The sequence below is a fragment of the Marinobacter sp. C2H3 genome, assembly GCF_037080155.1.
Lineage (GTDB): Bacteria > Pseudomonadota > Gammaproteobacteria > Pseudomonadales > Oleiphilaceae > Marinobacter.
The window spans coordinates 196,297-219,623 of the sequence record NZ_JBBBNZ010000004.1 but is presented as its reverse complement, the minus strand read 5'-3'; the positions used below and the strand labels follow the sequence as shown (position 1 = coordinate 219,623).

19 protein-coding genes and 1 tRNA gene are annotated in these 23,327 nt (G+C 64.2%); 14 read left to right on the top strand and 6 right to left on the bottom strand.

Annotation, left to right across the window (positions count from 1 at the left end; all coding sequences use genetic code 11):
* Positions 1-118: 118 nt before the first annotated feature.
* Complete coding sequence (locus V3388_RS13620; protein ID WP_336368119.1) at positions 119-2,290, top strand: carboxy terminal-processing peptidase; 2,172 nt, start codon at positions 119-121, stop codon at positions 2,288-2,290.
* A 115-nt stretch (positions 2,291-2,405) separates the two neighbouring features.
* Here V3388_RS13620 and mtnA read toward each other — a convergent pair whose 3' ends face one another.
* Positions 2,406-3,473: an S-methyl-5-thioribose-1-phosphate isomerase gene (mtnA, locus tag V3388_RS13615; protein ID WP_336368118.1), complete on the bottom strand. Its 1,068-nt coding sequence runs from the start codon at positions 3,471-3,473 to the stop codon at positions 2,406-2,408.
* A 225-nt stretch (positions 3,474-3,698) separates the two neighbouring features.
* Between mtnA and V3388_RS13610 the strand changes: the two genes are divergently transcribed.
* Genes V3388_RS13610 through rdgC form a run of 7 tightly spaced genes read left to right on the top strand, consistent with a single transcriptional unit; the run spans position 3,699 to position 9,232 of the window.
* Positions 3,699-5,048: a TRZ/ATZ family hydrolase gene (locus tag V3388_RS13610; protein WP_336368117.1), complete on the top strand. Its 1,350-nt coding sequence runs from the start codon at positions 3,699-3,701 to the stop codon at positions 5,046-5,048.
* Between the two features lie 28 nt (positions 5,049-5,076).
* Positions 5,077-5,793 (top strand): bifunctional 2-polyprenyl-6-hydroxyphenol methylase/3-demethylubiquinol 3-O-methyltransferase UbiG, encoded by a 717-nt coding sequence (gene ubiG, locus V3388_RS13605; RefSeq protein ID WP_336368116.1) that lies wholly within the window; start codon positions 5,077-5,079, stop codon positions 5,791-5,793.
* The gene (gene gph / locus V3388_RS13600; protein ID WP_336368115.1) at positions 5,786-6,475 is read left to right on the top strand and encodes a phosphoglycolate phosphatase; all 690 of its coding nucleotides are present in this window, start codon (positions 5,786-5,788) and stop codon (positions 6,473-6,475) included. Before ubiG ends, gph begins: the two co-directional genes overlap by 8 nt.
* A 46-nt stretch (positions 6,476-6,521) precedes the next feature.
* A complete protein-coding gene (locus V3388_RS13595; protein WP_336368114.1) occupies positions 6,522-7,274 on the top strand; it encodes a YciK family oxidoreductase in 753 nt (250 codons plus the stop codon).
* Entirely contained in the window at positions 7,274-7,507 is a 234-nt protein-coding gene (locus V3388_RS13590; protein WP_336368113.1) for a glutaredoxin family protein, read from the top strand. The genes V3388_RS13595 and V3388_RS13590 overlap by 1 nt, the downstream gene beginning before the upstream one ends.
* 10 nt (positions 7,508-7,517) lie before the next feature.
* Positions 7,518-8,300 carry a peroxide stress protein YaaA gene (yaaA, locus tag V3388_RS13585; RefSeq protein ID WP_336368112.1) on the top strand — a complete coding sequence of 261 codons (783 nt, stop codon included), beginning with the start codon at positions 7,518-7,520 and terminating at the stop codon, positions 8,298-8,300.
* The gene (gene rdgC / locus V3388_RS13580) at positions 8,300-9,232 is read left to right on the top strand and encodes a recombination-associated protein RdgC (RefSeq protein WP_336368111.1); all 933 of its coding nucleotides are present in this window, start codon (positions 8,300-8,302) and stop codon (positions 9,230-9,232) included. The genes yaaA and rdgC overlap by 1 nt, the downstream gene beginning before the upstream one ends.
* Positions 9,233-9,239: 7 nt before the next feature.
* Here rdgC and V3388_RS13575 read toward each other — a convergent pair whose 3' ends face one another.
* The gene (locus tag V3388_RS13575) at positions 9,240-11,990 is read right to left on the bottom strand and encodes a bifunctional acetate--CoA ligase family protein/GNAT family N-acetyltransferase (RefSeq protein ID WP_336368110.1); all 2,751 of its coding nucleotides are present in this window, start codon (positions 11,988-11,990) and stop codon (positions 9,240-9,242) included.
* 200 nt (positions 11,991-12,190) lie between these two features.
* Between V3388_RS13575 and V3388_RS13570 the strand changes: the two genes are divergently transcribed.
* On the top strand, positions 12,191-13,117 hold the full coding sequence (locus tag V3388_RS13570) for a histone deacetylase family protein (RefSeq protein ID WP_336368109.1): 927 nt from the start codon (positions 12,191-12,193) through the stop codon (positions 13,115-13,117).
* Between the two features lie 40 nt (positions 13,118-13,157).
* Here the strand turns inward: V3388_RS13570 and V3388_RS13565 are convergent, their stop codons facing one another.
* The gene (locus V3388_RS13565; RefSeq protein WP_336368108.1) at positions 13,158-14,072 is read right to left on the bottom strand and encodes a flagellar protein MotY; all 915 of its coding nucleotides are present in this window, start codon (positions 14,070-14,072) and stop codon (positions 13,158-13,160) included.
* 122 nt (positions 14,073-14,194) lie between these two features.
* On the opposite strand from V3388_RS13565, the gene pyrC reads away from it, so the two are divergent.
* Both pyrC and rnt read left to right on the top strand, forming a co-directional pair.
* On the top strand, positions 14,195-15,253 hold the full coding sequence (pyrC, locus tag V3388_RS13560; protein ID WP_336368107.1) for a dihydroorotase: 1,059 nt from the start codon (positions 14,195-14,197) through the stop codon (positions 15,251-15,253).
* Positions 15,250-15,927 carry a ribonuclease T gene (rnt, locus tag V3388_RS13555; protein WP_442915653.1) on the top strand — a complete coding sequence of 226 codons (678 nt, stop codon included), beginning with the start codon at positions 15,250-15,252 and terminating at the stop codon, positions 15,925-15,927. The genes pyrC and rnt overlap by 4 nt, the downstream gene beginning before the upstream one ends.
* Before the next feature lie 6 nt (positions 15,928-15,933).
* Here rnt and V3388_RS13550 read toward each other — a convergent pair whose 3' ends face one another.
* Positions 15,934-17,919 (bottom strand): SDR family oxidoreductase, encoded by a 1,986-nt coding sequence (locus tag V3388_RS13550; RefSeq protein ID WP_336368105.1) that lies wholly within the window; start codon positions 17,917-17,919, stop codon positions 15,934-15,936.
* Positions 17,920-18,346: 427 nt separating this feature from the next.
* On the opposite strand from V3388_RS13550, the gene V3388_RS13545 reads away from it, so the two are divergent.
* Complete coding sequence (locus V3388_RS13545) at positions 18,347-18,646, top strand: hypothetical protein (protein WP_336368104.1); 300 nt, start codon at positions 18,347-18,349, stop codon at positions 18,644-18,646.
* Between the two features lie 85 nt (positions 18,647-18,731).
* Positions 18,732-21,641, top strand: a complete 2,910-nt coding sequence (locus V3388_RS13540; RefSeq protein ID WP_336368103.1) for an insulinase family protein — start codon at positions 18,732-18,734, stop codon at positions 21,639-21,641.
* Here the strand turns inward: V3388_RS13540 and V3388_RS13535 are convergent.
* Both V3388_RS13535 and V3388_RS13530 read right to left on the bottom strand, forming a co-directional pair.
* On the bottom strand, positions 21,601-22,266 hold the full coding sequence (locus V3388_RS13535; protein WP_336368102.1) for a TIGR04282 family arsenosugar biosynthesis glycosyltransferase: 666 nt from the start codon (positions 22,264-22,266) through the stop codon (positions 21,601-21,603). The two genes, V3388_RS13540 and V3388_RS13535, sit on opposite strands and share 41 nt — an antisense overlap.
* Entirely contained in the window at positions 22,253-22,960 is a 708-nt protein-coding gene (locus V3388_RS13530; RefSeq protein ID WP_336368101.1) for a TIGR04283 family arsenosugar biosynthesis glycosyltransferase, read from the bottom strand. Before V3388_RS13530 ends, V3388_RS13535 begins: the two co-directional genes overlap by 14 nt.
* 184 nt (positions 22,961-23,144) lie before the next feature.
* Between V3388_RS13530 and V3388_RS13525 the strand changes: the two genes are divergently transcribed.
* A tRNA-Arg gene (locus V3388_RS13525) sits at positions 23,145-23,221 on the top strand.
* Positions 23,222-23,327: the final 106 nt, after the last annotated feature.

The window sequence follows — 23,327 nt, the reverse complement described above, 5'->3', positions numbered from 1 at the left end:
TGGCAACCGGCAGGACGCTTGCCTACAATAAATCCATCGCCCACGGGCGGCTCCCCCGTTCTCGCGGCCCGTGCGGCCGCGACGGAGGCCCGCCCAGCACCGTCAGGTAAGTGTGTTTATGACCATTGCGGAAACCGTCCGTCCTGCCCGCCAGCCCTTGTCCGTTCTGACAAACAAGGTGTGCCGCTCCCTCACCCTCGCGCTGTTTGTCGCCGCGCCTGCTCTGGCCTTCGCCAAGGCAGAAATTCCGGATGCCTACCAGCCGGTCGCGCCGACCATCGAGCAGGCCCGGGCCAACATCCTCATTGCCCGGCAGCTCCAGTTCACCCACTTCCGGGACCTGTCCATCAATGAGGAAGTGTCCGGTGAAGTCCTCGACGGTTACCTGGATTACCTGGACGGACAGCGCATCTATCTGACCCAGAAAGACATCGACACCATTTCGCCCGTTCGTGATGAGCTGGCCACTGCCCTGAAGACCGGGCAGTTGCAGCCGGCATTCGACATCTACAACCTCGTTCAGGAACGGGTGATCGACCGGCTCAACTTCGCCCTGAACCTGCTTGACAAAGGGATTGGCTCGTTGGATTTCAGCAAAAATGAGTCCATTCAGCTGGACCGTGCCAAAGCAGACTGGGAGCCGGACAAAGCGGCCCTGGATGCGCTCTGGGTCAAGCGCCTGAAAAACGCGGTGCTCGCCCAGCGCCTGAACGGCACCGACGACGAGACGATTGCCGACAACCTGCGCCAGCGCTATGAAGGCCAGCTCAAGCGGGTGTACCAGGCCCGCAGTGAAGACGCTTTCCAGGCCTATATGAATGCCTTTACCGGGGTCTGGGATCCGCACACGTCCTACTTCTCGCCTCGGGTGTCCGAAAACTTCAACATCAACATGAGCCTCTCCCTGGAAGGCATTGGCGCGGTGTTGCAGTCCGACAACGAGTACACCAAGGTGGTGCGGTTGGTACCGGGCGGACCGGCATCCAAACAGGGCCAGCTCAAACCGGCAGACCGCATTGTGGGCGTTGGCCAGGACGGTGAGAAGCCGAAGAACGTGATCGGCTGGCGCCTGGACGAGGTGGTGGACCTGATTCGCGGCCCGCGCAATTCCACCGTGTCCCTGGAAGTGATTCCGGCAAACGCCACGGATGAGTCGGTCACCAAGACCATCAACATCAAGCGGGACAAGGTCAAGCTGGAGGAACAGAGCGCCAGCAAAGACGTGCTGCACATTCAGCAGAACGGCAAGGATTACACCGTTGGCGTGATCACCCTGCCCACCTTCTACGCGGACTTCCAGGCCATGCAGGCCGGCGATCCGAACTACAAGAGCACCACCCGGGACGTGCGCAAACTGCTGGACGAGCTCAAGCAGGAAAAGATCGACGGGCTGGTGATCGATTTGCGCAACAACGGCGGTGGTGCCCTGCAGGAAGCCAACGATCTGGTCGGACTGTTCATTGATCAGGGCCCGACGGTGCAGGTGCGCAACGCCAACAATGAGGTGCAGGTGCTGGAGGACGAAGACCCCTCCGTCGCCTACGACGGCCCGATGGTCGTGCTGGTCAACCGGATGAGCGCCTCAGCCTCCGAAATCTTTGCCGGCGCCATTCAGGATTATGGCCGCGGCCTGGTGGTGGGCTCCCAGACGTTTGGCAAGGGCACCGTCCAGGCGGTGCGCCCGCTGAACCATGGCCAACTGAAGATCACCCAGTCGAAGTTCTACCGGATCTCTGGCGGGTCCACCCAGCACAAGGGGGTGATCCCGGACATTGAGATTCCCACCCGGATCGACAAGTCCCGCATCGGCGAAGACGCCCTGGAACACGCCCTGCCCTGGGACCAGATAGAGGCGGTGCCCCACACCCGGTACTTTGATTTCAGCCATATCATCAGCACCCTGCGGGACCGCCACGACGCGCGCTTTGCCAAGAGCCCGGACTTCAAGCTGCTGCAGCGGGAGATTGATTTCCTGAACGAGCAGCGCAAACAGAGCACGGTGAGCCTGAACGAAACCAAGCGCAAAGCCCAGTACGAGCAATTGGAGCAAACCCAACTGGCGATCGCCAATGCCCGCAGACAGCTGAATGGCGAGACGCCGTTCGAGTCTCTCGATGCCCTGGAAAAATGGCAGGACGAGCAGGCGGCCGATCCGGACAGCGCTGAAAACGACGCCGACTTTCTCCTGAAAGAGGGTGGTCACATCATGGCGGACATGGTGGACCTGGACCGCAAGATGGCGTCTATCGAGAAGACCCGGCAGGTGGCGGTGCAGGCACCGACCAACTGAACCGTCGCGCTTTCGGGGCGCCCGTCACTCCGCGCTCCAGATCGAACAAACCCCGGCATGGCCGGGGTTTGTTGCGTTTGGGCCGGCGGATTGCCGCCCCGTGTGCGTCAGCGCCCTACCGTCCGCCAAACAAGGGTGTCATACCGGTTTCACCGGGGTTGGTAATGACCCCCTTCTCGGTGACGATGGCGTCAATCAGGTGAGCGGGGGTGACGTCGAACACGGGGTTGAACACCGGCACATCCGGTGGCGCGATGGCCACGCCCCTCACCTCCCGAACCTCCGTGCCCTCCCGTTCTTCGATCGGGATGGCCTGACCGTTGGCCAACGCCATGTCCACCGTGCTGGAGGGCGCCACCACCATGAAGCCCACTCGGTGGTGCCGGGCCAACACCGCCAGGTTATAGGTGCCGATCTTGTTGGCCACGTCGCCGTTGGCGGTGATGCGGTCTGCACCCACCAGAATCCAGTCCACCCGGCCCTGGGCCAGCAGTGCTGCGGCGGCACTGTCCGCGTTCAGGGTTACGGGGATGCCGTCCCTGAGCAGCTCCCACGCGGTCAGGCGGCTGCCCTGCAGCCAGGGCCGGGTCTCATCCGCAAACACCCGCTCCAGCCGGTTCAACTCGTGCAGGCGCCGGATTACGCCCAGGGCGGTACCGTAACCGCCGGTCGCCAGGGCGCCGGTGTTGCAGTGGGTCAGCACGTTCAGCGGCCGGGTGGGCGAAAGCACGTCCAGTGCGTGGTCGGCCATGGCCAGGTTGGCGGCGATGTCTTCCCGGTGGATGGCCTTGGCCTCTGCCGCCAGCCGGCTGGCGGCCTCGTCCGCCGTTCCGCAGGCGTCGGCCACCCGTCGCATGCGCTCCAGGGCCCAGAACAGGTTAACGGCCGTTGGCCGGGATTCCGCCAGTACGGTGAAGGCCTGTTTCAGGGCCCCGCGCCAGTGATCACCGACCGCCTGCCGCGCCGCCAGTGCCACCCCATAGGCGGCACTGATGCCGATGGCAGGCGCGCCACGGACCACCATATCCCGAATGGCGTCTGCCACGCCCCGGGCGTCGCCCAGTTCAAGCCAATGCTCATCGGTGGGCAGCCGCCGCTGATCCAGCAGCGCCAGGCGATCGCCTTGCCAGCGGAGCGCCACCGTGCCCAGGTGGCGCTCCGTGTTGGGTGTTTCATGTGCCATAAGGTGTCCTTGATTGCTTACTGCGCAGGCCGCCAGTATAACGGTTAACATCGCTGTCGGCGCGGGGGTGCAAGGGCGGGTGTGGGGGAGAGTGTGGGAGAGAGTGCCAGGGTAGTGCTCGCCGGTCACGGTGGTTATACTCTCGGCCATACCGATGACCGGCACTGCCGATCACTGGCAGCGCCCTCCAAGCCCCGACATCCGCCCAGACGCCAAGGCCCAGACATGACGGCAGACACCGTAACCACCGCCGCCGACATCCGCATCAATGCCCGTTGGGTGATACCCGTGGTACCCTCCGGCGTGGTCCTGGAGCACCAGGCCATCATTCTCCGGGGCAGCCGGATTCTCGCGGTTCTGCCCCAGCAGGCCGCCGACCAGCAGTTCCATGCCCGGGAAGTGGTCGACCTGCCCCATCACGTGCTCACCCCGGGACTGATCAACCTGCACGGCCATGCCGCCATGACCTTGTTCCGGGGCATGGCTGACGACCTGCCCCTGATGACCTGGCTGAACGATCATATCTGGCCGGCGGAACAGACGTTCGCCAGCGAGGCGTTCATTGCCGATGGTACCCAGCTCGCCATGGCGGAAATGTTACGCACCGGCACCACCACGTTTTCGGACATGTACTTCTTCCCGGAGGTGGCGGCCCAGGCGGCCCACGACGTCGGCATGCGCGCGCAGGTATGTTTTCCCCTGCTGGATTTCCCGACCAGTTGGGGCAGCGGCCCGGACGAGTATCTGGCCAAGGGCGAGGCGTTCATCAACGCCTGGCAGGACAACGACTTCATCCAGCCAGCGATTGGTCCACACGCCCCTTACACCGTGTCTGACGGCCCCCTGTCCCAGGCCCTGGCGCTGTCCCGGCGCACCGGAGCACGCATCCAGATTCACCTCCACGAAACCGCCTTTGAAGTGGACGAAGCACTGCGCCAGAACGGCCAGAGGCCGCTGGCCCGGCTCGACGCTCTTGGCTTGCTGAGCCCGCACACCCAGTGTGTGCATATGACCCAGCTTGACGACACCGACATGGACACCCTGGTACGCACCGGCGCCCACGTGGTGCATTGCCCGGAATCCAACCTGAAACTCGCCAGCGGCCTGTGCCCGGTGCAGGCCCTGCTGGACCGAGGCATCAACGTGGCCGTCGGTACCGACGGTGCCGCCAGCAACAACGATCTGGACCTGTTCGGAGAGCTTCGCACTGCGGCCATGATCGCCAAGGTGGTCGCCTCTGACGCCGCCGCGGTCTCCGCCCACCAGGCCCTGGCCATGGCCACCATCCACGGTGCCCGGGCGCTTGGTCGCGAGCAGGAACTGGGCTCCGTGGAGGCCGGCAAACTCGCCGACCTGATTGCCGTGGATTTGAGCGATCCTTACCTGCAGCCGGTGTATGATCCGGCCTCCCACCTGGTGTACAGCAATCACGGCCGGGCAGTAAGCCACAGCTGGATTCACGGCGTACCACAGGTACAGGAGGGTGTACCCACCCGCATTGACGTGGCCGACCTGACCCTTCGGGTCAAGGAGTGGCGGGACCGTATCCAGGCCAACGACACAGCCTCCACCTGAACGATTTGACTGAGCAAACGAGCCGACCATGACCGAGCAAAACGTAGACCGCAACGAAATCGCCAAGTTCGAGGCCCTCGCCAGCCGCTGGTGGGACCCGACGAGCGAGTTCAAGCCCCTGCACGACATCAATCCGCTGCGCCTGAACTACATCGACGAACGGGTCTCCCTGGCGGGCAAGAAAGCCCTTGATGTGGGCTGCGGCGGTGGCCTGCTGTCGGAGGGGATGGCCCAGCGCGGCGCCCACGTGACCGGTATCGACATGGGCGAGGCGCCGCTTTCCGTGGCCCGCCTGCATGGGCTCGAGAGCGGGGTGCACGTGGACTACCGCCAGGTCACCATCGAATCCCTGGCGGCCGACCCCGAGCACGCGGGCCAGTATGACGTGGTCACCTGCCTGGAAATGCTGGAGCACGTGCCCAACCCGGCTTCGGTGGTGCAGGCCTGTGCGGCCATGCTGAAACCTGGCGGCAGTCTGTTTGTGTCCACCATCAACCGGAACCCGAAATCCTTCCTGTTCGCCATCGTCGGCGCCGAATACGTGCTGAAAATGCTGCCCAAAGGCACCCACGAGTGGAAGAAGTTCATCCGCCCCTCGGAAATGTCCGATTACCTGCGCAAGGCCGGGCTGGATATTCGCGAGCTGACCGGTATGACCTACAACCCGATCACCCGCAGCTACCGCCTGGGTCGGGACGTGGATGTGAACTACCTGATGCACGCCCAGGACACCCGTGATGCCTGACAAAGCGCTGGACGCGGTGCTGTTTGATCTCGACGGCACCCTGATCGACACCGCGCCGGACTTCATCCGCTGCCTGAACGAACTGCGTGTGGCCGAAGGGATGGCACCCCTGCCCTTTGACACCATCCGTTGCTGCGTCTCCGATGGCGCCCGCGCTATGGTGAGGCTGGGTTTCGGGCTGGAACCGGACCATCCCGAGTATCCGGAACGCCATCGGGCTTTCCTGGATCGGTACGAAACCGGTATGGCCGTGGATACCCGGCTGTTTGAGGGCATGGAGCCGCTGCTGGCCACTCTGGAAGCCGCCGGTATTCCCTGGGGCATTGTCACCAACAAACCGGTGCGGTTTGCCGAGCCCCTTCTGGCGGCCCTGGGCATCGCAGAGCGCTGTGCGGTGCTGGTCTGCCCGGACCACGTGCAAGACCGCAAACCCCATCCGGAAGGCCTCTGGCTGGCCTGCGAGCGCCTCGGCGCCGCGCCGGAACGCACCCTCTACGTGGGCGATCATGAGCGGGATATCCGGGCCGGCCGCAACGCCGGCATGCCGACGGTGGCCGTGCGTTACGGCTACGTGACGGAGCCGGAGACGATTGATCTCTGGCAAGCGGACGTGGTGGTGGACACCGTGGCCGATCTGGCAAACCTGATACAATCCCAGTGGATGGCCGGACGCCGGGCCTGACCTCCCGGCGACGCGCCCACCGCCAGCATCGACAGGAGATGACGCCATGCACGATTACCATGCCCCCGCCGATCTGCTGAACGACCGCATTATCCTGGTGTCCGGCGCCGGTTCCGGCATCGGCCGTGCCGCGGCCCTCGCCTACGCGGCCCACGGCGCCACCGTGATTCTGGTAGGCCGGACGGTGTCCAAGCTGGAGGCGGTATACGACGACATCGAGGCCGCTGGCCATCCGAAACCCGCCATCGTACCCATGAACTTCGAAGGTGCGGCGGTCAAGGAATACGAAGAACTGGCCGTGACCCTGGATGAGAATTTCGGCCGGCTGGACGGGGTGCTTCACAACGCCGCCATCCTCGGGGACCGAAGCCCGGTGGAATACTTCGATCCGGCAGTCTGGGAGCAGGTTATGCACGTTAACGTGCACGCGCCGTTCCTGCTGAGCCGGGCGATGATTCCCCTGCTGCGCAAAAGTGATCATGCGTCGGTGATTTTCACCTCTTCCAGCGTCGGGCGCCGGGCCAAGGCCCACTGGGGCGCCTATGCGGTGTCCAAGTTTGCGGTGGAGGGCCTGAGCCAACTGATGGCCGCGGAGCTGGACGACGACCGCAACCGGGTCCGGGTTAACAGCCTGAACCCGGGCGCCACCCGGACCCGGATGCGGGCGAGCGCCTATCCCGCCGAGGACCCGGGCAACAATCCCGCGCCCGAGGACATCATGCCGGCCTATCTGTACCTGATGGGCCGCGACAGCATCGGCGTGACCGGGCAACAGTTCGACGCGCAGCCCAAGCGCTGATGGAACTCCGGTTTTATACGACCGCCGGCTGCCACCTGTGCGAGCTGGCCGAGGCGCTGATGGTCAATACCCCCATGCCGGCGCCGGTGCCCGTCTCCGTGGTCGATATCGCGGAATCGCCGGCCTTGCTTGAGCGTTACAGCACCCGGATTCCCGTATTGCAGCGTACCGACACGGGGGCGGAACTGGGCTGGCCGTTCAACCGGGATCAGTTACTGGTTTTTCTGACGTGAGGACAACGACATGCTGATGATCATCTCACCGGCCAAGACCCTCGATTACGAGAGTCCGCTGGCCACCCAAACCTACACTCAGCCGGATTTCGTGGACGACGCCTGCGAGCTGGTGGACCAGTTGAAAACGCTGGAGCCGCACCAGATCAGCAACCTCATGAGCATCAGCGACAAGCTGGGCCAACTGAATGCCGAGCGCTTCCGAGACTGGCATACCCCGTTCACCCCGGAGAACGCCCGCCAGGCGGTGCTCGCCTTTAAAGGCGACGTCTACACCGGGTTGGACGCTGAACAGTTCTCCGAAGACGACTTTGCCTTCGCCCAGGACCACCTGCGGATGCTGTCCGGTCTCTACGGGGTGCTCAAACCCCTCGATCTGATGCAGCCCTACCGCCTGGAAATGGGCACCCGCTTCGAGAACACCCGGGGCAAGGACCTGTACGCCTTCTGGGGCAACCGCATTACCAACGAGATCAACCGCCTGCTGGCCGCCGATGATGGCGTGCTGGTGAACCTGGCGTCCAACGAGTATTTCAAGAGCGTCCGCAAGAAGGACCTCAAAGGCCGGCTCATTACGCCGCAATTCAAAGACTGGAAGAACGGTCAGTATAAAATGATCAGCTTTTACGCCAAGAAAGCCCGCGGCTTGATGTGCCGCTTCGCCATTGAGAATCGCATTACCCAGGCCGATGACCTCAAAGGCTTCAACCTCGAGGGCTACGCCTTCAGCGCCGCGGATTCAGACGCCGACAATTGGGTGTTCCTACGGGACGAACAGAAGGGCACCGCCTGATGTGGTTTCGTAACGCCCGTGTTTTCCGTTTCACCAAACCGTTCGACATCTCCGCCGAGGCCCTGGAGGAAAAGCTACAGGGCGACGCCTTCAAACCCTGTGGTCCCCAGGAAACCAGTCGTGAAGGCTGGGTACCGCCCCTGGGCAAGCACAGCGAGCAGCTGGTGCACAGCGCCAACGGCTACCACCTGATTGCCCTGCGCAAGGAGGAGAAAATCCTGCCAGGGTCGGTGGTCAAGGAAGTGGTTGAGGAGCGCGCCGAGGCCATTGAGCTGGAGCAGGGCCGCAAGGTGCGGCGCAAGGAAAAGGACGAGATCAAGGAGCAGGTGTTGCTGGAGATGCTGCCCCAGGCCTTCTCCAAAAACCGCCGCTGTTACGCCTACCTGGCACCCCAGGACGGCGTGCTGGTGGTGGATGCCGGTTCCGCCAAACAGGCGGAAGACCTGGCCTCCACCCTGCGCAAGAGCCTGGGCTCCCTGCCGGTGCGCCCGCCGGTGGTTCAGCAGGCGCCGGCCTTCACCTTCACCGGCTGGCTGAACCAGACCGTAGACCGCCCCGCTCAGCTGGTGCTGGGCAACGAGTGCGAACTCAAAGACCCGTCCGAAGACGGCGGCGTGGTGCGCTGCAAGGGCCTTGACCTGCAGGCGGATGAAATCCGTAACCACCTGGAAGCCGGCATGCAGGTGACCAAGCTGGCGGTGACCTGGGAAGATAACGTCTCGTTCCTGCTGGACGAGGAGCTGGGCATTCGCCGGATCAAGTTCGGCGACACCCTGCAGGACCAGCTCGACGGCGTCGATAGCGACGACGCGGTGGCCCGTTTCGACGCGGCGTTCACCCTGATGACCCTGGAGTTGTCCCGGATGATTCCGGGCCTGCTGGAAGCCCTCGGCGGCGAGGACCGCTCGGCCATCGTGGGCGACGAGGCCTAAGCCCGGCTCAGAGGTGCCCACCACCGAGCTTTAAACGCTCCTTCTGCCAGTCTTTCTCCGGCTCGTTCAGCACGAGCCGGAGATCCATCACCTCTTCCTCGGCGTTGTACTTCACCTCAAACCCCAGAAATTGCGCCAGCTGAAGCATGGGTCGGTTGTCCGCCAGCACATTGCCGACCATTTCCATGGTGCCCCGGGCCCGGCAGTAGGCAATCATCTTCTGCATCAGGGCAATGCCCAGGCCCTCGCCTTTCATCTTGTCGTCCACCATCACCGCAAACTCACAGCGCAGGTTGTCCGCGTCCGTCCAGGTGCGCACGGTGCCCAGGGTCTCTTCCCCCTGGCCATCCTCCCTCAGGGCATTGGCAATGAACACCATTTCCCGGTCGTAGTCGATCTGCACCATCTGGGCCACGTCTTCCCGGGAGAAATGCTTGCGGTACTGGAAGAACCGGTAGCGGATGGATTCCGGCGACTGGTGCTCGTGGAAAATGCGGTGGGCCGGCTCATCTTCCGCCAGCACCGGGCGAATCATCACCCGGCGGCCGGATTTCAGCACGACCCATTCTTCCAGCTCCTTCGGGTAGGGCTGGATGATCGGCCGGCCCGGCTTGTCATCCAGATCGATCGTCATGTGTACCGCCACGGTACCCTGCTCGTTGAACAGCAGCGGCGAAATTTCCAGGCCCCGGATTTCCGGGATGTCCACCACGATCTGGGACAGGATCACCAGGGTCTCGCACACCGCCCGGATGTCCTGTTCCGGCTTCAGGCTGTGCTCCAGGAGCAGCTTGTACATGTAGGTCCGGCGCAGCAGCTCACGGGCCAGCACCATGTTCAGCGGTGGCAGCGCGATCTGCCGGTCGGTCATCACGTTGATCTGCGCCCCGGAGGCACCGCACACCACCAGCGGCCCGAAGGTGCTGTCCCGGGTGATACCCACGCTGAATTCCACGCCCCCCACGTGCTGGTAGGAACGCTGCACGGCAAACCCCACGAAACCGCTGTCCGGGAAATGCTCCTGGTACTCGTTCATCAGTATCCGGCAAGCGTCCATGATGGCCGCTTCGCTGGTCAGCTTCTGAATCGTGCCCTTGTACCGGCGCTGGGTCGGGGTCAGGTCCAGAAACGGGTGGCAGACCTGCTCATGCACGATGGTAATATCCACCGGCCGACGCTCCACGGCGAAGGCTTCGAGCACTTCCTCCACGTCATCGCAATAGAGGGTATCGATGGTGCTGATGCCGTAGTCCCGGATGACCTGGCGGGCCTCCCGGCTGGACAAGTGCCGGCGGCCGTTGCGCAGGGCGTTGGTAACCAGCCGGCGTACGTCGGTGCGGTCGGCAAAGTGATCGGTAAAGGATTCCGGAGTTTCCGTCAGCAGCCGCTGCACCCGCTGATGCCGGACGTGCTGCATGAACGCCATGACCGCTTTTTCCGGGTTGAAGAACGACGGAATGCCGGCCCGGTAGAACTCCTCCCGGGAGTCCATGACCGTGCTGTGGCCCAGCCAGCAGGTGAACACGTTCAGGCGGGTGCCCCGAGCCGCCTCCACCACCGCATCCGCGATGCGCAGGCTGTCCTCCGTCAGGCTGGGTGCGTACATCACCAGCACGTTCGCCACTTCCGGGTCCTTGGCCAGGATGCGGATGGCCTCCGCGTAGAGTTCCGGCGACGCATCGTAATTCAGATCGATGGGATTCTTACGGGTCCAGTAAGGCGGCAGCAGCCGGGCCAGGGCCTCTACGGACGGCTCTGACAGCGGCGCCAGCTCGCCGCCCAGATCCGCCAGGCGATCCACGGCCAGAACGCCGGGGCCAACCCCATTGGCCATGATCGCCAGGGATTCCCGACGCAGCGGGCGCATGCGGGTCAGGGTTTCCAGGGCATCGAACATCTGGCCCAGGCCGTCCACCCGCAGTACACCGGCCCGCTGGAGCATGGCGTCGTAGATTGGATCGCTGCGCTTGAGGCCGGCGGGCAGTTGGTGCCGGAACCACTCGGACTCCGGCACCCGACCGGATTTGACCGCAATCACCGGCTTGGTGCGGGAGGCCACCCGCACCGCGGACATGAACCGCCGGGGGTTGGGGATGTTCTCCATGTGCAGCAGGATGGCGCGGGTCTGCGTGTCCTGAGCGAGGTAGTCGATCAAGTCATCGTGATCGATGTCCATGCCGTCGCCCAGGGTCAGGAAGTAGGAAAACCCCACGCCCCGGGCAAAGGCCCAGTCCAGTACGGCACTGGCAATGGTGCCACTCTGGCCAATGAACGCGACCCGACCGGGAATGGCACCCATGTGGGCGTAGGTGGCGTTCAGGTTACGGGCCGGTACCATCAGCCCGATGGTGTTGGGGCCCAGCACCCGGATACCGGTCTTCCGGGCCGCCTCGCGAACCGAATACATCAGCGGTTGACCGGTCTTGCTGTGGGTCCGGGACATGCCGCCGGTCATCACAATGGCGGTGCGGACGTTGGCCTCACCCAGACGGCGAATCATCTTGGGCACGGTATCCGGCGGCGTACAGATGATCGCCAGATCCGGGGTGAAGTCCAGTTTCTCCAACCGGGCCACGCAGGCCACACCGTGGACGTTGTCGTAATCGTTCTGGTTAACCACCCTCAGCCGCTCGGTGGCAAAACCGCCGCCCATCAGGTTACGCAAGACCATACCGCCCAGGTTGTCGGCCCGCTCCGAGGCGCCGATCACGACAATCGATTCCGGGTTGAACAGGCTTTCCAGGTAACGGGTGCTCAAGCGGTACTCCTCGGATCCAGGGGCGGCCTTTCGGCATCGGTAAACTCCTGATCTATCTTAGGCGCTCCCGCTCCGATGTAAAACGGCTATCCTTCCGATACCCCGCCGAAGCGCGGCCTGCGACCAAAGAAACGCGGCGAGCCCCGGGCATCCCTGTTACCATTGATTCATAAAAACAGCAGCAGGATGATCGGAGTCCCATGACCACGGCGTTTTTCTTCCACGATGACTTCCTCAAACACGACATGGGGCCGGAGCATCCGGAGAGCCCCGAACGCCTGTCGGCCATCCTCGCCTATCTGGCAGACACCCCGCTGAACGATCGCCTGGATTGGGTGAAACCGGAAGAAATCACCCGGGACCAACTGCTGGCCGTGCATCCGGAAGCCTACCTGCGACAGCTGGACATGATGTCGCCCACCCGGGGGCGGGTGTTTACCGATCCGGACACCGCGATGATGCCTGAGACCCTGCACGCCGCCCGGCTCTCCGCCGGCGCCAACGTCCAGGCGGTGGATATGGTGATGAGTGGCCAGGTCACCAACGCATTTGTCTGCGCCCGGCCGCCGGGGCACCACGCCGAACGCGGCAAATCGATGGGGTTCTGCTTCTACAACAACATCGCCCTGGCGGCCATGCGGGCACTGAATTTCCACCAGTTGCAGCGGGTCGCGATTGTGGATTTTGACGTGCACCAGGGCAACGGCACAGTGGATATCGTCGGCGGCGACGAGCGCATCCTGATGTGCTCGAGCTTCCAGCACCCGTTCTACCCCCACTCCCACGTCTACCGGCAGGCGCCGAACATCGTCAACGTGCCCCTGAGCGCGGGCTGCGGTTCCTCGGAGTACCGAAAGATCGTGGAAGCGGCGTGGCTGAAGAAACTGCAGGATTTCAAACCCCAGGTCATCCTGGTGTCGGCGGGCTTTGATGCGCACCGGCGGGACCCGATGGCGGAACTGGAGTTGGAGACCGACGACTACCGCTGGCTCACCGAGATGATCACCAGCGTGGCGGCGGATTCCGCCAACGACCGGGTGATCTCAACCCTGGAAGGCGGTTACGACCTGAACGCCCTCGCCGAGAGCGTGGCGGCCCACCTTACCGTGCTGGACTCGGTGTACTAGAGCCGCAACCCACCCTTTTCCTGGCCACAATCCCGGTGACTCAGCCTGCGCTGTCACCACCGTAGCCGCTGGCCTGCTGGAGTGCGGGCACCTCCCCCTGTCGCTGCAACCGAATGTTCGTGCGCCGGTTATCGGCTGGCCGTCTGGACACCGGGTACTGGTCACCGTGCGCCCGCACGATCAGCAGGTTCTCCGGCACCCCTCGGGCCTTCAGGTAGTCCGCCACCACGTTGGCCCGCTCCTCGGACAGCGCCCGGTTGGTGATGCGGCTGCCGATGCGATCAGAGTGCCCGTCCACGAACACGTGCTCAATGGTGGAGTCGGCGAGGACAAAGGTGGCGATGTTATCCAGCAGGCGACGGTCGCCATCGGACAGCGACGTGCTGCCGCTGGCGAAGCCAATGCGGGTGCGCTGGATCTGATCGTAGTTCACCGGCAGGAGGTTCGCCGTGCAGGCCTGGTACTTCTGGAAAGCCTGGGCAAAGTTGATGTTGGATACCTGGACCCGCACCGGTTCCTGGCTGTACCAGGCGGTGCGAATGATGGTGGGCTGCAGACCGTCCAGCAGGCCCTGAACCATCTGCATGGTCTTGCGGCTGTCCACGGCGACGGGGCGCGGGCCGTCGCCCACCTGCACGCTGCCCAGAGGCCGGGGCGCTACGCCGGGCCGCCAGACCGGTGCTTCGACCACCAGGCGGCCCGTGCCGGGCTTGAACAGGGCTCCGTTGGTTTCCAGGTAGAACCCCACCGCCTCACCCGCACGGCGGCGGAACACCGCGCGACCATAGCCGGGCACGTCGTGGCTGAGCGAGCAGGCGAACACGGATTCGGACAGGTACCACTGGCTATTGTCCACGCCCGCGCCAAAGCTGGCCGCCTCGCTGCCCGCCAGCGGGAACGCGCACCCTGCCGCCGCCATAAGGGCGGTCACTGCCTGCCTGAGCCGTCGCGCCATGTCTGCGTTACCTGCCGTTGAACCCATTGTCATTCCACTGGGCTTAACGGCCAGTCCGGGCGGTTCTTTAGGGGTTCCTCTGGTATACTTCGGCAAATTTTTACAGGCCCGAGCGTCACACCATGAGCGATTCGACCCTCCGCGAACTCACCATCACCCGACCGGACGACTGGCACCTTCACGTGCGCGACGGCGATATTCTCAACGATGTTGTGCCGGCGACCGCCGCCTGCTTCCGGCGGGCGATCATCATGCCCAACCTGGTCCCGCCGGTGACGACGGCCGAGGATGCCCTGGCCTACCGCAGCCGCATCCTGGCCGCGGCCGGCGACGCCGGGTTCGATCCCCTGATGACGCTCTACCTGACCGAACAGACCACCCCCGCGGTGATTCGGGCGGCACACGCCGCCGGTGTCATTGCCGCCAAACTCTACCCGGCCGGCGCCACCACCAACTCCGCCTCCGGCGTGACCGACATCCGGCGCATCTACCCGGTGCTCGAGGCCATGGCCGAGTGCGGCATGCGTCTGCTGGTACACGGGGAAGTCACCGATACGGCCATTGATATCTTTGATCGGGAACAGGCGTTCCTGGAACAGGTGCTCGCGCCCACGGTCGAGGCGTTCCCGGCCCTGAAAGTGGTGCTCGAACACATCACCACCGCCGATTCCGCCGAGTTCGTCCGCGGCCAGAACACCGGCAACCTGGCGGCCACCATCACGCCCCAACATCTGATGTACAACCGCAACCACATGCTGGTCGGCGGCATTCGACCGCACCTGTACTGCCTGCCTATCCTCAAGCGCAATCGCCATCAGCAGGCCCTGCGGGACGCGGTGGCCAGCGGCGACCGGCGGTTCTTTCTGGGCACCGATTCCGCGCCCCACGCCAAAGATCGTAAGGAAGCCGCCTGCGGCTGCGCCGGCTGCTACTCCGCCTATGGCGCCATCGGCCTGTACGCGGACGTGTTCGAGGAACTGGGCGTGCTCGACAAGCTCGAAGCCTTTGCCAGCTTCAACGGCCCGGACTTCTACGGCCTGCCCCGCAACACCGACACCATTACCCTGGTACGCGAGCCCTGGACCATGCCGGACAGTCTGCCCCTGGCCGGCGGCCGTATTGTTCCCCTGAAGGCTGGCGAGACCGTGAACTGGCGCCTGCGCCAGGCCGACTACTCATGACCGAGACCGGAGTACCCGTGACTGACGATACCAAACCGCCCCATCCCCTGTCCCAACGCTTCCGGGGCTTTTTGCCCGTGGTGGTGGATGTGGAAACCGCCGGCTTCAACCCGGAGCGGGACGCGCTTCTGGAGATCGCGGCGGTGCTGCTGACCATGGACGAGGACGGTTTGCTGGTGCGGGGGGAAACCTACGTGCAGCAGATCGATCCGTTCGAGGGGGCCAACCTGGAGCAATCCGCGCTGGATTTCACCGGCATTGATCCGTGGAACCCCGAGCGTGAGGCGGTGCCGGAGCGGGAGGGCCTGAGCGAGATCTTCAGCCCCATTCGCAAGGCGGTGAAAGCCCACGACTGCAAACGGGCGGTCCTGGTGGGCCACAACGCCACGTTTGATCACAACTTCGTGTTTGCCGCCGCCCTGCGGGCGGACATCAAACGCAACCCCTTCCACCCGTTCTCCACCTTCGATACCGCCACCCTGGCGGGCCTGGCTTACGGGCATACCGTGCTGGCACAAGCGTGCAAGCTCGCGGGCATTCCGTTCAGCAATAAAGAAGCGCACTCGGCGGCGTACGACGCGGAGAAAACCGCAGACCTGTTCTGTGGGATTGTGAATCGCTGGAAAGCGCTGGGCGGGTTTCCGCCGCCTCCCATCGAGGAAGCGGCGGAATAATCGCACTTACCAGTAGATGCCCCGCATGATCGCGGCAAACGCGACCTGCTCCGTGGACACCTTGGGCTTCTCGCCGGATTTGCTGCCGGCGGCGGCCGGGGAGTCCGGGAACATCCGGTAGCCGGTGTTCATCACGATTTCACCCAGCTTCGGCGCCAGCGCGTGCAGCACCTGGGCAAACACGCCAAGACGGGTGGCGATGCGCTTCGGCCGGTAGATGATGGCCTCCGCCACCATATCCGCCGCTTCGTCCGGGGTCAGGGTTGGCACCTGATCGTAGATCTTGGTGGGCGCGATCATCGGCGTCTTCACCAGCGGCATGTTGATGGTGGTGAAGGTCACGTTGCGATCGGACCACTCCGCCGCCGCACAGCGGCTGAACGCGTCCAGCGCGGACTTGGACGCCACGTAGGCGGAGAAGCGGGGCGCGTTGGTGAGCACGCCGATGGACGAGATGTTCACCACATGCCCGCGACGGCGCTCCAGCATGGCCGGAGCAAAGCCCATGATCAGGCGTACGGAACCGAAATAGTTCAGCTGCATGGTGCGCTCGAAATCGTGGAACCGGTCAAACGACAGGTCCAGAGACCGGCGGATAGAGCGCCCGGCGTTGTTCACCAGCACGTCCACGTGGCCGTGGTTTTCCAGCACGGTCTTTACGAACCGATCGCAGTCTTCCATATCCGAGAAATCGCACTGGTAGGCGTGCACGTTGCCACCCCGTGATTCCAGGTGCGCGGCTACCTCGTCCAGGGTTTCCTTGGTACGGGCGCCGATCACCAGAATCGCGCCGGCTTCCGCAAGCTTTTCGGCGGTGGCAAGACCAATGCCGGAGGTGGCCCCGGTAACCACGCAGACTCGGCCTTCCACGGTGCCCCGCAGGGTGCGGTCCTTGAACAGGTCCGGATCCAGGTTCCGCTCCCAGTAATCCCAGATCACCGGCGCGTAGGTCGGCAGGCGCGGCACCTCGATGCCGGTGCCCTTGAGCACCCGTTCCGTTTCCCGGGCATCGAACCGGGTCGGGTAGTTCACGAACGACATCACCGACGGCGGAATGCCCATGTCATCCAGCACCGCGCTGGTAATGCGTTTCACCGGCGGCAGGTTTTTCAGGCTCTGGCGGATGAACGGCGGTACAAACCCGAACATGCGGGAATCGATGCGCATCGCCATCTTCGGCGCGTGACCGGCTTCGGAGAAGATGTTGAGAATTTCACCCACCTTGTACGGCTCGGAATCCACCAGGTGGAAACAGCCACCGTCCTCGCCCTCGAGGTGCGCGATGTGGTCCAGGGCGTTCACCACGAAATCCACCGGAACGATGTTCAGGCGGCCACCCTCGATGCCGATGGTCGGCATCCACTGGGGCAGCGCGTGGCGGATCTTCTGGATCATCTTGAAGAAGTAGTAAGGCCCGTCGACCTTGTCCATCTCACCGGTTTTCGAATGGCCAATGACCATGCCGGGGCGGTAGATGCGGAACGGCACCTTGCAGGATTCGCGAACCACTTTCTCGGATTCGTGCTTGGTCCGCAGGTACGGGTGGTCGAGCTTCTCGGCCTCCTCGAACATGTCCTCACGGAAGGTGCCCTTGAACAGGCCGGCGGCGGCGATGGACGACACGTGATGAAAGTGCTTTACGCCCATGGCTTCGGCGGCCTGGACGGCGGCCCGGGTGCCCTCGATGTTGGCAGCCTGCTGGCTGTCCTCGTCGGCGCCCATGTCGTAAACGGCGGCCAGGTGGAACATGTGGTCCACCTTGCCGTTCAGGTCTTTCAGGGTGGCCGCATCGATGCCCAGGTTGGCCCGGGTCAGGTCGCCGATGACGGCCTTGACCTGATGCTCATCCGCGCCCCAGCGCTCCCGCAGTGCCTCAAGTTTGTCCTGGCTCTGTTCACGCACCAGCACGTAGACGGTGCCGCCCCGCGCCAGCAGCTTTTCCACCAGAAAGCGGCCAATAAATCCGGTTCCACCGGTGAGGAAGTAGTTCATCGATTTTCCACCCTGCCTGTTGCTTGTTTGCTGTCTGTCCATGGAGAAGCGACCTTAGACCAAAGTCTAAGATCCTTCCGATTCGCCGGCATTGTACTCAAATGCTCGTCGGCTGTATCGAACTTTTTTAGAGTTTTTGCTCTTTAAGCTATTGTTTTACATAGAGCTTTTACTCTAGAAACCGCCACCATCGTTACCTGGACGGGCACTGCGGCGGTGATTTGAGACTAGCACAGCCCGTTTGAATTGCCTGTTCGATAACGACAGGTCCGGCAACCGTTCCAGGTTCATGAAACTCCCGTCATGCAATGCCATAATTCGGAACTTATGGCGGCAGGCCCCGTCTGTTTCCTTCACAATGGGGCGACAGCATCCGGCGGCCTGCCCACTGGCCCATTCCCATTCGCGACACCAGCACCGGAGACCCATGCAAAACGATCAACCCAAGACCGACCGTTACATCGCCATCGCCCGCGCCTGCCTGAAGGCCATCAATGACACAGCCGCAAAAGCCGGCTCGCGGGAGGAGAAAATCGAAGCGGTGTACCGGGCCATTGACCAGGCGTTCCAGGCCGAGTTCGCCGACTATCAGCAGTCTGTCGCCATCATGGCGACGGTATTGGAGCGGATCGCCTCCGGCGAACTGGACGCCGCGAAAGCGGCGGACCTGGCCCGCAAGACCCTGGACCAGCAGCCGGCTGCCACCCGCAACGCCCTGATGCACTGATCTGAAGGAACCACCCGGTCGCCCGCCGCGGCCGGCCAGAAACCTTGGCCATCACACCGCATTCATCGCCAACCAGAGAGGCCCCATGCCAACACCGTTGCCCTTCCTGACCCTCCGCCACACCCTGTTCGCCCTGCTGCTGTGCCTGCTGACGGTGACCACCCCGGCGCTGGCGGCGGTCACGCCCGAGAAGAGCCCGAACGACCACAACGCCTATCGGGTGATCACGCTGGACAACGGCCTGCAGGCCGCGCTGGTGTCAGACCCGAGCGCCAAAAAGGCGGCCGCCGCCCTGAACGTGGCCGTCGGCAGCGGGAACGATCCGAAAGGCCGGGAAGGTCTGGCGCACTTTCTGGAACACATGTTGTTCCTGGGCACCGAGAAATACCCCAAGCCCGGGGAATACCAGGATTTCATCAAAAGCCACGGCGGCAGCCACAACGCCTTCACCGCGTTCCAGAACACCACCTATTTCTTCGATGTGGAATCCGACTTCCTGGAACCCGCGCTGGACCGCTTCGCCCAGCAGTTCGCCGCGCCCCTGTTCACCCCGGAGCTGGTGGACCGGGAACGCCAGGCGGTGAACTCCGAGTTCACCTCCAACATCAAGGACGACGGTCGCCGGTTCTACTCCGTTGAGAAAGCGGCCGCCAATCCAGCCCACCCGTTCAGCCAGTTTGCCGTGGGCAACCTGACCACCCTGGAAAACACCGACGACAATCCGCTCCGCCCGGACCTGGTCCAGTTCTGGAAAACCCATTACTCCGCCAACCTCATGACCCTGACGGTGTACGGTCCGCAATCCCTCGACCAGCTTGAGGCCATGGTGCGCGGCCGGTTTGATGCGATTGAGAACCGCCATTTCAGCCGAACCACCTTCGACCAGCCCCTGTACAGCCCGGACAGCCTGCCGGCCAAGGTCACGGTGAACGCTCTGAAAGACGTCCGCCGGCTGGTGCTCACCTTCCCGATTCCCTCCCAGCAGGCGCTGTATGAGACCAAGCCTGCGAGCTACGTGGCCAACCTGCTGGGCCACGAGGGCCCCGGCAGCCTGCTGGACGTGCTCAAGCGCGCCGGCCTGGCCGAAGGCCTGTCCGCCGGCATCGGTATGGACACCGGTAGCAACGCGACCCTGGACATCTCCATGTCTTTGACCGCTGACGGTCTCAAGCGGGTGGATGACATCGTGCCCCTGGTGTTTGCGGAGATCCGAAAGATTCGCGAACAAGGCATCACCGAGGCGAGATTCGAGGAAATGCAGCAGCTGGCCAATATCGACTACCGGTTCCGGGAGCAGAGCGAGCCCACCAGCCTGGTCATCGGCTTGTCCAGCCAACTTCAGGACTACCCGGCCAAAGACCTGCTGCGGGCGCCCTACCTGATGACCCGCTTCGCCCCGGATCAATACCGGGCGCTACTGAACGCGCTGACCCCGGACAACGTGATGGTCTTCGTGCTGGCACCGGACGCCAAGCTTGAACAGCCCCGGACCACCCAGTGGTACGGAGCTGAGTGGCAGCGCCAACCGCTGACGCCGAAAGACCTGAGTGACGGCGCGCCCGACGCGCTGGCCAGCCAGCTGCGCCTGCCGGACGCCAACCCGTTTGTGCCCCAGGATCTGGGCATGGTGCCCGGCCCCGTGATGGAACCGCCGGAGCGAATGACCAGCGTGGACAGCCTGCCGGTCTGGTACGCCCGGGATACGCGGTTTGGCACCCCCAAGGCCAATGTGTACGTGAGCCTGCGCACCCCCGCCACCCGCGCGGACGCCCAGGGCGCGGTCATGACCCGCCTGCTGGTGGACATCATCAACGACAACCTGAACGCCCTCACCTACGACGCCCAGCTGGCCGGCCTGGACTACGCGCTCTACCCGCACCTGCGGGGCATCACCCTGCGGGTCGGCGGCTACAACGACAAACTCTACGCGCTGCTGGACCGGATACTGACCCAGGTGTCCCGGCCGCAGCTCACCGAGCAGCGCTTCAACATCGCCCGGCGCAACCTGATCGACGAACTGGAAAACGATGCCAAGGACGCGCCGGTGAAACAGACCGTCGGGTTTATCCAGACCGCGCTGATCGGCGGCGTCTGGAGCCGGCAGGCCCAGCTGGACGCGGCCAAGTCGGCAACACTGCCCGAGCTGCGCCGGTTTGCCGCCCGCTTCCTGGACGGCGTGGACCCGGTGATGCTGGCCCACGGCAACCTCACCCGGGCGACCGCCCTGAACCTGTCCCGGCAGGTTCAGGCGCTGGTGCTCAAAGGTCATCCCCAGGGCCAGGTACCCCGCAGCCAGGTGCGCCAGCTCCCGGACGGTGAAACCGAGGTTTCCCTGAACGTTGACCACCCGGACCGCGGCTACACCCTGTACGTGCAAGGTCGCAACACCAGCTTCGCCGAGCGGGCCACCTACCGGGTGCTGGGGCAGATTCTGAGCAGCCCCTTCTACGAAGAGCTACGCACCAACCGGCAACTGGGCTACATCGTCTACGCCACGCCGTTTGAATTTCTGGAGACCCCGGCCCTCGGCTTCGTGGTGCAGTCACCGTCCGCCACGCCAGGCCAGATCGACCAGGCCGCCAGAGCCTTCTTCGATCAGTTCCGGCAGGCGCTGGCAAGCCTGACGCCGAAGCGGCTGGATCGGGAAAAGCAGGCGGTGATCAGCGGTATTCTGGAGCAGGACCGTCAGCTCGGCGATATCTCCAACCGCTACTGGCAGGAAATTGACCGGGGCGCCACCGCCTTTGATTCCCGGCAGCGGATGGCGGAGGCGGTTAAGAAGGTGACCCTGGACGACCTGAAAGCGGCCTACCAGCGCGCGTTGCTCGACCGCAGCCGCGCGCTGCTGGTAACCACCCACGGCGCCGTGAAGGACAACGCAGGCGACAAGACCGCCGAACCGGCCGAGAAGGGAACCCGGACTTCTGAGGCTGCACTGGACCGACAAGCCGGCCTCAGCCTGCTGACGGCCCGGCCTCCGGTGCCCGAGTCCTGAGGAAACGGGCCCAGTCCTCGGGCTCGTCCACGTCCCAGCGGGGCTCCAGCAGATCGTAGCGGAGCCCCAACTGGTCCAGGCGCTCGCAGGTTTTGGCCAGCACCGCCGGCGTGCCCCAGGGCACACCGTCCAGCATCCCGGGCAATGTCCGGGACACGCCAATCAGCACGTATCCGCCGTCTTCCGACGGCCCGAGCACCACATCCACCTCCGCAAGGCGGGACACCGCCTGGCGGGCGTAGCCCGGGTCCACCGACGGGCAATCGCTGCCCACCACCAGGGCCCGGGGGTAATCCGCCAGCGCCTCGCTCAACGCGGCGGTCAGCCGATCACCCAGGTTAGCGCCCTGCTGGGTATGCTGGGACAGCCCCGCGCCTTCTACTTCCCGAAGAATCGGCCACACGGCCTCCGCGTCCGCGTCGGGATCCCCGGCCCGATCCCACCAGAACTGCACCGGGTAACCCGTAGTACAGAGATTATCCAGCACTGCGAGCGTGAGCCGGTGATGGGCCTGCAGCGCGCCGAGCGCGCCCAGCGCCGGCATCAGCCGGGTTTTCACACGGCCTGCCTCGGGCCATTTGGCAAACTGCAGGAATACCGCCGAGGCGGCGTCAGGGTTGGTCATGTCGCACGTCCGATCGATAGGCCAGAGCCAGGGAATCCGGCGATTCACCGCGCCAATAGCGCCAGCGCAACCGCCACATCAGCCAGATAGTACGCCAGGCACCGCGCTGTTCCCACCGGCGGCTGTCGGTGACCACCGGGTCCGCCACGCAGAACGGGCGCGACCGCCGCCGGAGCCGGCGGGACATCTCGATGTCCTCCATTAAGGGAATCTCCGGAAAGCCGCCCACCGACGCAAAGGCCGAACGGGTCATAAACATCCCCTGATCCCCGGTGCAGATCCCCGTCAGCCGGGACCGGCGGTTCATGAACCAGGCAATCACCCGGAACAGCGGCCGGCGGCCACTGAGACGGACATCAAACCGGCCCCAGTCCCGGCCGCTGCGGGCAAACGCGGCCAGCGCCCCCTCTGCGGTCGCCGGCAACCGGGTATCCGCGTGCAGAAACACCAGCACATCGCCCGACGCCACCGCCGCTCCCGCGTTCATCTGCACCGCCCGCCCCTTGCGGGACGTGACCAGCCGGTCGCACAGCGGCTCGGCCAGCGCGCCGGTGCCGTCCGGGCTACCCGCATCCACCACAATTACCTCCGCGCCCGCTGCCCGAAGGCCCTGAAGCGCCCCCAGCGCTGACACGATGCCCGCCGCCTCCTGCCAGACCGGCACAATCACGCTGATACGGCTCTCCCGCTCCAAACCCGCCTCCCGGCACTGATTCAACCTATGGACATCTCCGCGGGCGCCGGCCATTGCCGAGCCGCTTACCCACCGACTGCAGCCGGGGCCAACTTGAGCCACAGCGACGGGACCGCTATCATACCGCCCGTTCCAGCCAAGGTCCCCCCGGGGCCAGCACCGGCCCGGAATCTCGCCCTAACAGGCCCCCGTAGCTCATCTGGATAGAGCGTCCCCCTCCTAAGGGGAAGGTAGCAGGTTCGAGTCCTGCCGGGGGTACCAACTACGCTTCCACAAAGATCCACCGAAGTCCGCAACTCATCATTTTTAAACATTTTTTACTTCATCATTCGTCTACCAGCATCCGCTGAAATCCATATCAAGCCAT